This window comes from Rhodococcus sp. EPR-134 (genome assembly GCF_001647205.1).
Taxonomy (GTDB): domain Bacteria; phylum Actinomycetota; class Actinomycetes; order Mycobacteriales; family Mycobacteriaceae; genus Rhodococcus_F; species Rhodococcus_F qingshengii.
The window spans coordinates 1-12048 of record NZ_LVCT01000297.1 but is presented as its reverse complement, the minus strand read 5'-3'; the positions used below and the strand labels follow the sequence as shown (position 1 = coordinate 12048).

Here is a 12048-nt window from a genome sequence, read left to right as displayed (position 1 = left end):
CCACCGCGAAGGCTGGTGCAGCACTTTTCATCGCGGCCACATTCACGCCCAGTTCAGACATTGCCGGAGCTCCTCAGAACGGTGCGGTCCCAGTTCTCGTCGCAGGAAGCCGGTGTGGAGCTCGGACGAGGTTCGAGAATCTCGCGCAATCCGAGCACGCCCGGAACCAGATCCGGCAAGTCGATTCCGGCCGCCTCCGTGAGCGGCTTCGTCATCTCGGCAACCTGTCGGCGTATGTCTTCTGCCGCAGACGCGGCCGTAGCCAGGATCAGATTCCCCAACGCTGCCGGCGAATGCTTGGCGTAAGAACTCCCCGAGAGATCGACTCCCACCACCGCCCCCGAGGCGTCGACGACGATTTCCACGCTGCCGTCACTCGAACGCGCGCTCGCCGTCGCTCGAGCGATCCTCTCCTGCAAGTCCGCCAGCGATCGAGTCCGCTCCAACAGAACGTGCTGCATCGAATCGATCTGAGCCCGAAGTACTTCGACTTGCCCCCGCATCGAACCAACATCCGCTGCACTCACGATGGCCCCCACCTTCGATAGATCGTGACACCTGATTCAGGCGCTCACGAGGTTCGACGCGAGAGGTGGCCGATCGGTTCCGTCAGCGTGAACGAAGCACGGGCGGATCGAATGCCTTGACCGGCGGCAGGGCCCCGTCGAATTTCTCGATCTGCACCAGAACGTGCTGGCCGGTGCACCCGTGCGAGAGTGACGACGTGCCGACGTCCGGTGTCAGAACGTTGGGATTGCCGTGCACACACAGAGAGTCGGGATCGGCAGGATCGAGCGGGTCGTACCAGGCACCGGTGGAAAGTTGGACGACGTCGCTCCGCAAGTCCGAGTCGACGATCACACCAGCAAGGCACGCTCCGCGATCGTTGAACACCCGCACCACGTCTCCTGCCGAGACGCCGCGCGCGGCCGCTGCATCGGGGTGCATACGAATCGGCTCGCGTCCCTGAATCTTCGACGCCTGGCTCGCAGCGCCGTGATCGAGTTGGCTGTGCAGACGCGTCTTGGGCTGATTGGCGATCAAGTGAAGCGGGAATTGCGAGGCTCGCGGTCCACCCAGCCACTCGTCGGGCTCGTACCAGCGCGGATGGCCGGCGCAGTCGTCGTAGCCGAAGGACTCGATGGTCTCGGAGAAGATCTCGATCTTCCCACTCGGAGTCGAGAGCGGATATTTCTCGGGATTCTCACGGAAGTCACCGAAGAGCACGAGGTTGTCTTCGGTTCGCATCCGGTAGTGCCCTTCTGCCCAGAAGTCCTCGAACGTCGGTGTGTTGCCGCCGTCTGCATCGACGAACGGCCGCCATTGACCGTAGAGATGCTCGATCCACTCCTGTGAGGATCGCCCCTCGGTGAACTGTTCCCCGAATCCGAGCGCAGAAGCGAGAGCGGCAAACGTGTCGTAGTCGTCACGCGAGTTCTCGAAAGGTGGAACGACCTGCTGCATCGCGACCAGAAGCGGGTCGTTTCGAGTGCAGCTCAGGTCATTTCGTTCGAGCGACGTGGTCGACGGGACAACGATGTCGGCGTTGCGGGCCATCGGCGTCCAGTACGGATCGTGAACGACGATCGTGTCCGGACGCGCAAATGCCCGTCGCAGCCTCGGGAGATCCTGATGGTGGTGAAACGGATTGCCACCGGCCCAATAGACCAACCGGATGTCGGGATAGGTCAAGCGCCGGCCGTCGTAATCGAACTCCTCCCCGGGCGAAAGCAGCAGGTCGGAAATCGCGGCTACCGGAATGAAATCCGACACCGGATTCACACCTTGCGAGAAGGTCGGCAAGGGATACGGCACCGGAGCCAGACCCGGCTCGTTCATCGAACCGTAGCCGTGCCCGAAACCTCCACCCGGAAGCCCGAATTGGCCGAGCATCGCTGCGAGTGTCACGCCCATCCACGGTGCCTGTTCACCGTGTTTGATGCGTTGCAACGACCACGTGACGGTCACCAGCGTCCGGCCAGACGCCATTCTCCGAGCCAGGTCGGTGATGAACTCCGCCGACACACCGGAGATCTTCTGCGCCCAGCGCGGATCCTTCGGTACACCGTCGGAACGTCCGAGCAGGTAGTCCTCGAAGCGTTCGTAACCGACGCAGAAACGGCCCAGGAAATCGCGATCGTGCAGGTCCTCCGACGCCAGGACAAACGCCAGGGCAAGCATGATTGCAACGTCGGTTCCCGGAACGGGTGCGATCCACTCGCAGTCACCCTCGACGTCGTCACGCAACGGACTGAAGGAGACGATCTTTCCGCCGCGGGCACGAAACGCGTCGAGCGCCCCGCGCGTCGGATGATCGCTCGTACCACCGGCATTGACTCCGGTGTTCTTGATCGGCACTCCTCCGAACGAGACGAGGAGATCGGAGTGCTTCGCGATGACGTCCCACGACGTGGAGCGCGCGAACAACTTCCAGTGCGTTCCGACCACACGCGGCATGATGACGCCGGTGGCACCGAGCGAGTAGCTGTGAACTGACTTGGTGTATCCACCCAGCTGATTCAGAAATCGGTGAACTTGGCTCTGCGCGTGATGGAATCGGCCGGCGCTGGCCCAGCCGTACGAGCCGCCGAAGATCGCGTTGTTTCCGTGCGCGTCGACCACGCGACGCAGTTCACGCGAGAGGAGTTCGGTCAGTTCGTCCCAGGAGACCGAGACGAATTCGTCGGCTCCACGTCGGTCGCTGGGACCCGGCCCGTTCTCGAGCCAACCCCGACGCACCGCCGGGCCCGAAACACGAGCCCGACTGCGCACCGAACCGGCGAGGTTCCCGAGCATCGGCGAAGGATTCGCATCACCCTCGTACGGATGCACGGCGGTCACCTCGCCGGCGACCGATTCGGCGGTGAACATTCCCCAATGGGACATGTGTTGACGACGCCGGTTCGGTGCAGTTGTCACAGAAACTACTTTCGAAGCAGATCAGGGAAGGGAAAGGACCAGCTTCTCGATGTCCACGCGCGGGCCGGTGAAGAACGGCACCTCTTCGCGAACGTGCAAGCGAGCTTCGGTGGCACGTAGATCGCGCATCAGATCGACGATACGAATGAGCTCGGGTGCTTCGAACGCGAGAATCCACTCGTAGTCCCCCAGGGCGAAGGCCGGGACCGTGTTGGCGCGAACGTCCTTGTACGAACGAGCAGCCATACCGTGATCGGCGAGCATCTTGCGACGCTCCTCGTCGGGGAGCAGGTACCACTCGTACGAGCGGACGAACGGGTAGACGCAGATGTAGTCGCCCGGATCCTCACCCGCGATGAACGAGGGCACGTGGCTCTTGTTGAACTCCGCGGGGCGGTGCACCGCCGAGTTGCTCCAGATGGGAGCACTGGCCTGTCCGAGGACGGTGGTGCGACGGAAATCCGCGTACGCGGCCTGCAGTTCCTCGATGGTGGCCGCGTGGGTCCAGATCATGAAGTCCGCGTCGGCGCGCAGGCCGGCGACGTCGTAGATCCCGCGAACCACGACGCCCTTGTCTTCGAGACCCTCGAAGAACAAGCGGGCGTCCTTGACCGCAGCTTCCCGATCATCGCCCAGCACACCGGGTTCCACCTGGAACACGGAGAACATGAGGTAACGGATTTCAGAGTTCAGTTTGTCGAAATCAAGGCGTGCCATGGGTCTATCGTGCCACTCGCTCGAATATCCGTGTAGCCGCCGTCGTGCCGACTGCGACACACGCCGGAACCCCAACGCCGTGCAGCCACGACCCGGCCAGGGCGAGGCCGTCGAACTGCGTCATCCCGGACTCGATTTCAGCCACGATTTCCGTGTGACCTGGGGCGTATTGGGGAAGACCTCCGTGCCACCGCTGTACGAAGGTCGCGCCTGGCTCCTCGGTGATTCCGGTCACGGTCTCGAGATCGGCGCGCGCGAAGTCGATCAACTCACCATCCGGCCGGTCGACGATCTCCGATGCACCGAATCGACCGAACGACACCCGAACGAGGTGCTCACCGCGATCAGCGAGGTGTGTCCACTTTCGGCTCGACAGCGTGAACGCCTTGGCGGTCAGGTCGGCGTCGGTGGCTACCAGGATCCCTGAATTCTGCGGAAGTTCGACCTGCCCGGACAACCGGAGCGCCACCACCGCGGACGACGCCAGTTCGATCCGAGCGACGGTACTCGCAACATCCGCATCGACTCCGGCCAACAGCGCCGCCGCGCGCGGCGCCGGGACGGCCAGAATCACCGCGTCGACGCTTCCGAGCGGATCGACGTTCCAACCAGCCCCTTCGCTGCGCAACCCGGAAGCCTCGCCACGGACGAAGGTCGCGTCGGCGGCCTGCTGCAGCGCATCGAGCAGGATGCCGTACCCGTCTCTGAGCGCTCCGAACACCGGCCCCGGTGCAGGCGTCGGCAATGCGGCTGCGACTGCATCCGTGAGGCTCCGAGAGCCCGCATCGAGGGCCGCAGCGAGTGTCGGCAAAGCTGCACGCACGCCGATGGTCTCCGCCAGCCCCGAGTACACCCCACCGAGAAGCGGATCCACCGATCGGCTGACCACCTGATCACCGAATCGCTGCGAAACCAGTTCGGCAACACTGCAATCGGAACCGCGGGTCCACTCCAGCGGGACGCCGGCCTCGGCCGCTATGCGCGCCAGGGTCTGCTCGTCGACAAGATCTCGAACCGACTCCGCCGAAGCCGGGATTCCCATCAGGGTTCCGGTCGGCAACCGATTCAGTGAGCCCTGAGACCAGATCAACGGACTCAGGCCCGCGGGATAGACGATCTGATCGGTCAGTCCCAGCTCGGCGAGAAGCGCGGGAACCTCGGGCCGACGAGCGATGAAAGCCTCGGCACCGATGTCGATCGGTCCGCCGCCCAGATCAATCGTTCGCAGCTTCCCGCCCAGCCGCGGTGAGTCGTCGACGATCGTGATGTCCGCTTCGGAGCCCAGACTGCGCCGAAGCCGGTACGCGGCAACCAGACCGGAGATTCCGCCTCCGATCACCGCGACCGACGGCCGAGTCGTTGTCACAGCGAGTGCACCAGCTCCACCGCCGAGGTGATCGCTGTGGGATCGGTGTCGGGAAGAACTCCGTGGCCGAGGTTGAAGATGTGGCCGATGGCACCGGCCTCGATCGCGCGGTCCCCTTCGGCGGCGATCCGGCGCACCTCACGATCGATCACCTCGGGGCCCGCGAACAGTACGGCGGGATCGAGATTGCCCTGCAGCGCCTTACCCGGACCGACACGACCAGCCGCGACGTCGAGCGGAATCCGCCAGTCGACACCCACGACGTCGGCGCCTGCCTCCCCCATCGCGCCGAGAAGTTCACCGGTGCCGACACCGAAGTGGATACGCGGGACGCCGGCAGCGGCAACCTCGGCGAACACTCGCTCGGAATGCGGGAGAACAAATTCCCGGTAATCGGCCAGCGAGAGCGCGCCGGCCCACGAGTCGAACAGCTGGACCGCGTCGACGCCCGCCTTGAGCTGCGCCTGCAGGAAGCAGATCGTGGTGTCGGCCAAGCTTCCGAGCAACGCGTGCCAGGTCTTCGGATCGGAGTGCATGAGCGCTTTGGTCTTCTCGTGGTTCCGGCTCGGACCACCTTCGACCAGATACGACGCCAGAGTGAACGGCGCTCCGGCAAAGCCGATCAGCGGCGTGGAGCCCAACTCGGTGGTGAGAAGCCGAACGGCCTGCGCGATTGCGCCTACCTCTTCGGGGACCAGTCGCGGAAGTGCTGCAACGTCGGCGATGGAGCGAATCGGATTGGCCACCACCGGTCCGACGCCGGCAACGATGTCGAGATCGATTCCTGCGGCTTTGAGTGGAACGACGATGTCCGAGAACAGGATTGCCGCGTCCACGTCGTGACGGCGCACCGGTTGCATCGTGATCTCACAGACCAGCGCCGGATCGAAACAAGATTCCAACATGCCGATCCCGGCGCGGATCTCGCGGTACTCCGGCAACGAACGCCCGGCCTGACGCATGAACCACACCGGCCGTCGACTCGGAGTGCGTCCGGTCGCCGCGGCAAGCAACGGTGCGTCGGGCAAGACTCGCCGAGCGCTGTACTCCGCCGACCCGGTAATGCCTGAATTCATGTTGTCCAACCCGCTCATCAGTCCTCGCGCTCTCCGCCAACGTGTGTCTTCGATCGACTCAATGCTGCCACGTCCCACACTCGGGATCGGACACCCGAGCGGTTCGTGAGCGGCCACACACCCGAGCCACACTCGGTCGGCGCGCCTCCACCTCCCCGCCCGCATCCCCGACTAACGTCCTGACCTGTGACGACATCCGGATCGACAGCCGACCCGGCCGAGTTCCGTGCCGCCGTGGAGGCGATGACCGCTGCGCGGGTTCGGCCCGAGATAGAGGTCGGTCCTATCCGCCCGCCGCAGCGTCTCGCTCCGTACAGCCACGCGGTGGGGGCCGAGGTTCTCCACCCGGACTCCGACGTCGTGGCCGAGCAGTCCGAAGGTGACGCTTTCGGCCGCCTGATCCTGTTGTTCGATCCGGACGGCGACGAGGCGTGGAACGGCACCATGCGGTTGGTGGCGTACATCCAGGCCGATCTCGACGAAGCCGTCGCCGCGGATCCACTACTTCCCGAAGTAGCCTGGAGTTGGCTGGTGGACGCTTTGGAGGCCGGACCGGAACCTTTTGTGGCCCTGGGCGGTACGGTCACAGCTACAACTTCCGTGCGGTACGGCGACATCGCCGGACCTCCGCGAGCCCATCAACTGGAGTTGCGAGCGTCCTGGACTGCAACTTCGTCCGAATTGGCTCACCACGTCGAGGCTTTCTGCGAGGTTCTCGCGTACGCGGCGGGGCTTCCGCCTGCCGGGATAACCACGCTGTCGCGGCAGAACGACTAACTCTGTCACTCGTTTGAGCATTCCCCCGGAAAAATACTAGAACCTGTTCTAGAATAAGTCATGCAACGTCTCAGCGGACTCGACGCGACCTTCCTCTACTTGGAAACACCGACCCAGCTATTGCACGTTTGTGGACTTGTCCTGCTCGACCCCACGACCATCCCGGGCGGCTACGACTACCGGAAGCTGCTTCGCGAGTTGGACTCGCGAATGGCCACCATGCCGACGTTCCGGCGCAAACTCAAAGATTCCCGTCTCAATCTCGACTACCCCGTGTGGGTCGACGATCACGATTTCGACATCGAGCGGCACTGCCACCGGACCGCGGTACCTGCTCCCGGCACACACGCGGAACTGGCAGAGCTCGCCGGACACATCGCGAGCCAACCGCTGGATCGTTCCCGACCGCTGTGGGAGATGTGGGTGATCGAGGGACTTGCCGACGGACAGATCGCCGTCATGTCGAAGATCCATCACAGCGCTGCCGACGGTGTCACCGGCGCGAACATCCTGGCTCAGCTGTGCAGTCTCGAACCGGATTCACCGGCGCTCGTGGATCCCACCGCACAGGGTGCGGGCGACGCGGGAACGCTGGACATCGCCATCGGCGGACTCATGGCCGTCATCGCCCGACCCGCAAGAATTGCCCGTCTGGTCCCCGGCGGAATCGCCATGCTCCCGAAGTGGGTGACGCGTGCACGAAAGGGTGAAGCGATGCCTGCTCCGTTCACCGCGCCGCGGACCTCGTTCAACGGCGCGATCACCGGTCACCGCAACGTCGCGTTCAGCCAACTCGATCTCGCGAAGGTCAAAGCCGTCAAGGACCGTCACGGGGTCAAGGTCAACGACGTGGTTCTCGCGCTCTGCGCCGGGGCACTGCGTAAGTATCTGGAGGACCGGGACGAGCTGCCGGAGGATTCCCTCGTCGCCATGGTGCCGGTGTCGGTCCACGGCAAATCCGATCGTCCGGGCACGAACCAGATCTCGGGCATGTTCACGCAACTCGGCACCCAGATCGCCGATCCGGTCGAACGCCTGCACGCAATCAGCGATTACAACGCCACCTCGAAGAATCACAACGAGGCTCTGGGCGCGAACATGCTCCAGGACTGGTCGCAGTTCGCTTCGCCGGCGGTGTTCGGCGCCGCCATGCGCGTGTACTCGTCGCTCAAACTCGCCGAGCGTCACCCCGTCGTGTCCAACCTGGTCGTGTCGAATGTGCCTGGACCGCCGGTCCCGCTCTACTTCCTCGGTGCCCAGATCAAGGGAATGTTCCCGCTCGGCCCGATCTTTCACGGAGCAGGTCTCAACGTGACGGTGATGTCTCTCGACGGAAAACTCGACGTCGGCATCGTCAGTTGCTCCGATCTGGCCCCCGAATTGGACCAGCTCGCGCAAGGTTTCGGAGCCGCACTCGACGAACTGTTCGACGCTGAGGTGACAACCCCGGCCCCGACTGCGACGTAGAGTCAGTGACCATGTCCGAAGTCACCGATGATGCAACCGAGCCCACCTCCGACGTAGTTCCGCTGCTCGTTCCGCGTGACGGAGTTCCGGACGTCATCACCACTGCCGCCGGTGTCGCCGACGCCGCGGCCGCGCTGGCCTCCGGCCACGGCCCGCTCGCCGTGGACGCCGAGCGCGCATCCGGATTCCGCTATTCGGCACGGGCGTACCTGATCCAGCTTCGACGCGAAGGAGCAGGATCGTTCCTGCTCGACCCGATTCCGACAGCGCAAGACCTGCAGCCGTTGGCCGAGGTGATCAACCCGTTGCAATGGGTGCTGCACTCTGCCGATCAGGATCTCCCCGGCCTCGCCGAACTGGGCCTGACGCCGGCCGAGCTGTTCGACACCGAACTGGCCGGACGACTGGCCGGGTTCGAGCGAGTCGGACTCGCCGCGATCGTGGAACGAACCCTGCGAGTGGAACTTCGCAAGGGTCACGGGGCTGCGGACTGGTCGACACGTCCGCTGCCGGACGCCTGGTTGAACTACGCCGCCCTCGACGTCGAAGTGCTTCTCGAACTACGCGACGCAATGGAAGCCGAACTCGAATCCCAAGGCAAGCTCGAGTGGGCGAAGGAAGAGTTCGAGTACATCCGTCTGGCCGGCCCGCCCAAGCCCAAACCGGACCGCTGGCGTCGTACGTCGCACATCACCTCACTCAAGACCACCCGTCAGTTGGCGGCAGTACGGGCGCTGTGGCAGGCGCGCGAGGATCTCGCACGCAAGCGCGACGTGTCTCCGAGTCGGGTTCTTCCTGACTCCGCGATCATCGATGCCGCTCTCAAAGATCCTCGGTCGCTGGATGCGCTCCGCTCGCTTCCCGTCTTCGGCGGACCACGTCAACGCCGGTATTCGCGTATCTGGATGGATGCACTGGAAGCCGCGCGCAGGCTCCCCGACAGCGAGCTTCCGCCGAAAACCCCGCCCATCGTCGGGCCGCCCGCTGCCGGTCGCTGGGCCCGCCAGGATCCAGCGGCGGCTGATCGGTTGACCGCGGCGCGCGCAGCACTGTCGGACCTGAGCAAAGAGGTTTCGGTGCCCGTGGAGAATTTGCTCCAACCCGACCTGGTCAGGCGCCTGTGCTGGGACTGGAAACTGGAACCCGACTCGGACATCGCCGAAGTCGAGAGTGCGATCGAGACCAAGCTCACTTCCGGTGGCGCACGTGGCTGGCAACGCACTTTGACCGTTCCCGTCCTCGCCGAGGCACTGAACTCCGTGGTCCCGGCCGAGCCCGAAGTGGAAGAGCCGGAATCCTGACCTGACCCCGGTGTGAGGTTGGAGCAATTCGGCACGTTAAGTTACCGGTCAGTAATGGGCAGTAGTACGCTCGATACGAGGCCGGACGCCTGGCCGTGATCGCCGAACCAACGTCTCACCGCCCTTCGGTGCGGTGGGCAGCTCCATCAGGAGGAATTCGCGTGGCTCCATCCACAAACAACCAACGCAACGTCGTCTTCGTCGACGGCATTCGCACCCCGTTCGGCAAGGCCGGCCCGAAAGGCATGTACGCCGACACGCGCGCAGACGATCTCGTCGTCAAGGCGATTCGTGAGCTGCTTCGCCGTAACCCGCAGCTCGATCCCGCACGGATCGACGAAGTTGCTGTCGCAGCCACCACGCAGACCGGCGACCAGGGCCTGACCATCGGCCGCACCGCTGCGATCCTCGCCGGTCTCCCCGAAACCGTTCCAGGATTCGCCATCGACCGCATGTGTGCCGGCGCGATGACCGCCGTCACCACGACCGCGTCGGGCATCGGCTTCGGCCAGTACGACGTCGTGATCGCCGGTGGCGTCGAGCACATGGGTCACCACCCGATGGGTGAGGGCGCAGACCCCAACCCGCGTTTCCTCGCCGACCGCCTGGTCGACCCGAGCGCCCTCGTGATGGGTAACACCGCCGAAAATCTGCACGACCGGTTCCCGACCATCACCAAGGACCGCACGGACGCCTACGCCGTCAACAGCCAAAACAAGTACGACGCTGCCAAGAAGGCCGGCTTCATCGCCGACACCCTGGTCCCCGTCGCCACCCGCAGTTCCGCGGGCTGGGGTCTGGCCACCGAAGACGAGCCGCCGCGCCCCGGAACCACCGTCGAAGATCTCGCGAAGCTCAAGACGCCGTTCCGCCCGGCCGGACGCATCACCGCCGGTAACGCAGCCGGACTCAACGACGGTGCCACCGCAGCACTGCTCGCCGGTGAGGACACCGCAGCCGAGCTCGGCCTGCCGGTCGGCATGCGCATGGTGGGCTTCGCCTACCAGGGCGTCGACCCCGCCGTCATGGGCATCGGCCCGGTTCCCGCCACTGAGAAGCTGCTGGCACGCACCGGCCTCAAGATCGAGGACATCGGACTCTTCGAGATCAACGAGGCGTTCGCCGTTCAGGTCCTCGCGTTCCTCGAGCACTACGGAATCGCCGACGACGACCCGCGCGTCAACCAGTGGGGCGGCGCCATCGCATGTGGCCACCCCCTCGCTTCCTCGGGCGTTCGCCTGATGACGCAGCTCTCCCGCCAGTTCGCGACGCGTCCCGACGTGCGCTACGGCTTGACCACCATGTGCATCGGCCTCGGCATGGGCGGCACCGTCATCTGGGAGAACCCGAACCACGCTGACTACCAGGCAGGAGTTAACTAAATGTCTGATATTGCAACAGCATTCGCCGACGAGGTCGTGACGAACGCCTACACGAAGATCATCTCGGTCCCCGGCGTCGAGGGCCCGTTTGCACTGATCACCCTCGACAACGGCTTCGACCACACCAAGCCGTCGTCCTTCGGTCCCGGCGGACTCGCAGCATTCGACGCCGCCCTCGACGAAGCCTTTGCCGCCAACCCGGTTGCCATCGCCGTCACCGGCAAGCCGTTCATCTTCGCCGCCGGCGCGGATCTCAAGGGTGTTCCCGCGATCACCTCTCGTGAGCAGGGACTCGAGCTGGGCCGCTTGGGTCACAAGGTGTTCCGACGCCTGCGTGAGTCGTCCGTTCCCACGTTCGCCTTCATCAACGGTGTCGCTCTGGGCGGCGGCCTCGAAGTAGGCCTGCACAGCCACTACCGCACGGTTGCCGCCAATGCGGGCGCACTGGGTCTTCCGGAAGCATTCCTCGGTCTGGTCCCCGGTTGGGGCGGAACGCAGTTGCTCCCCAACCTCGTCGGCCCGTCGAACGCCGTCACCGTGGTTATCGAGAACTCGCTGAACCAGAACAAGGTGCTCTCCCCCAAGAAGGCACTCGAACTCGGCGTCGTCGACGTCGTTCTCGATTCTGCCGACTTCATCGAGCAGTCCCTCGCCTGGGCGTCGCAGGTCCTCGCCGGCACAGTGACCCCCGCTCGCCCCGAGATCGATCGTGGCCAGGGCTGGGACGACGCGATCGCTCGTGCGAAGGCGATCGTCGACGGCAAGACCAAGGGCAACGCTCCCGGCGCCGTCAAGGCCGTCGAGTTGCTCGAACTGGCTCGCAGCACCGACATCACCGATGCCGCCTCGCTCGACAAGGGCTTCGCGGCCGAGGACGAGGCTCTTGCCGACCTCCTCCTGACGGACGAACTCCGCGCGGGTCTGTACGCCTTCGATCTGGTGAACAAGCGCGCCAAGCGTCCCGCCGGAGCACCCGACCGCTCGCTCGCTCGTAAGGTCAGCGGCGTCGGCATCGTCGGCGCCGGCCTCATGGCCAGCCAGCT

The 12048-nt window shown here is 64.8% G+C and carries 10 protein-coding genes; 5 read left to right on the top strand and 5 right to left on the bottom strand.

Translation table 11 applies throughout. The features are described from left to right. Nucleotides 1-53: 53 nt before the first annotated feature. The 5 genes from A2J01_RS13580 to hemE all read right to left on the bottom strand — a co-directional run bounded on the left by A2J01_RS13580 (nt 54) and on the right by hemE (nt 6096). Complete coding sequence (locus tag A2J01_RS13580) at nt 54-527, bottom strand: YbaB/EbfC family nucleoid-associated protein (RefSeq protein ID WP_223304570.1); 474 nt, start codon at nt 525-527, stop codon at nt 54-56. Nucleotides 528-609: 82 nt separating this feature from the next. Beyond that, nucleotides 610-2886, bottom strand: coding sequence for a molybdopterin guanine dinucleotide-containing S/N-oxide reductase (locus A2J01_RS13575; RefSeq protein WP_064112891.1), 2277 nt, complete (start codon nt 2884-2886; stop codon nt 610-612). A gap of 54 nt (nt 2887-2940) precedes the next feature. Further along, complete coding sequence (hemQ, locus tag A2J01_RS13570; protein ID WP_003942644.1) at nt 2941-3636, bottom strand: hydrogen peroxide-dependent heme synthase; 696 nt, start codon at nt 3634-3636, stop codon at nt 2941-2943. A gap of 4 nt (nt 3637-3640) precedes the next feature. Further along, a complete protein-coding gene (locus tag A2J01_RS13565; protein ID WP_064112890.1) occupies nt 3641-5002 on the bottom strand; it encodes a protoporphyrinogen oxidase in 1362 nt (453 codons plus the stop codon). After that, nucleotides 4999-6096 carry a uroporphyrinogen decarboxylase gene (gene hemE, locus A2J01_RS13560; protein WP_030536874.1) on the bottom strand — a complete coding sequence of 366 codons (1098 nt, stop codon included), beginning with the start codon at nt 6094-6096 and terminating at the stop codon, nt 4999-5001. The genes A2J01_RS13565 and hemE overlap by 4 nt, the downstream gene beginning before the upstream one ends. 168 nt (nt 6097-6264) lie before the next feature. Between hemE and A2J01_RS13555 the strand changes: the two genes are divergently transcribed. The 5 genes from A2J01_RS13555 to A2J01_RS13535 form a co-directional block, all read left to right on the top strand. Beyond that, complete coding sequence (locus A2J01_RS13555) at nt 6265-6855, top strand: DUF3000 domain-containing protein (RefSeq protein ID WP_003942604.1); 591 nt, start codon at nt 6265-6267, stop codon at nt 6853-6855. A gap of 60 nt (nt 6856-6915) precedes the next feature. Then, nucleotides 6916-8322 (top strand): WS/DGAT/MGAT family O-acyltransferase, encoded by a 1407-nt coding sequence (locus A2J01_RS13550; RefSeq protein WP_003942594.1) that lies wholly within the window; start codon nt 6916-6918, stop codon nt 8320-8322. A gap of 11 nt (nt 8323-8333) precedes the next feature. After that, nucleotides 8334-9623: an HRDC domain-containing protein gene (locus A2J01_RS13545; RefSeq protein ID WP_007732879.1), complete on the top strand. Its 1290-nt coding sequence runs from the start codon at nt 8334-8336 to the stop codon at nt 9621-9623. Nucleotides 9624-9784: 161 nt separating this feature from the next. After that, entirely contained in the window at nt 9785-11005 is a 1221-nt protein-coding gene (locus A2J01_RS13540) for a thiolase family protein (RefSeq protein WP_003942598.1), read from the top strand. Beyond that, the coding region (locus A2J01_RS13535; protein WP_197494220.1) for an enoyl-CoA hydratase/isomerase family protein at nt 11006-12048 on the top strand (1043 nt) is incomplete at its 3' end.

Excerpts from the sequence above, each read along its gene's own strand:
- A2J01_RS13575 (WP_064112891.1), bottom strand. The coding sequence starts at position 2,886 with ATGTCCCATTGGGGAATGTTCACCGCCGAATCGGTCGCCGGCGAGGTG.
- hemQ (WP_003942644.1), bottom strand. The coding sequence starts at position 3,636 with ATGGCACGCCTTGATTTCGACAAACTGAACTCTGAAATCCGTTACCTC.
- hemE (WP_030536874.1), bottom strand. The coding sequence starts at position 6,096 with ATGAGCGGGTTGGACAACATGAATTCAGGCATTACCGGGTCGGCGGAG.
- A2J01_RS13550 (WP_003942594.1), top strand. The coding sequence starts at position 6,916 with ATGCAACGTCTCAGCGGACTCGACGCGACCTTCCTCTACTTGGAAACA.
- A2J01_RS13545 (WP_007732879.1), top strand. The coding sequence starts at position 8,334 with ATGTCCGAAGTCACCGATGATGCAACCGAGCCCACCTCCGACGTAGTT.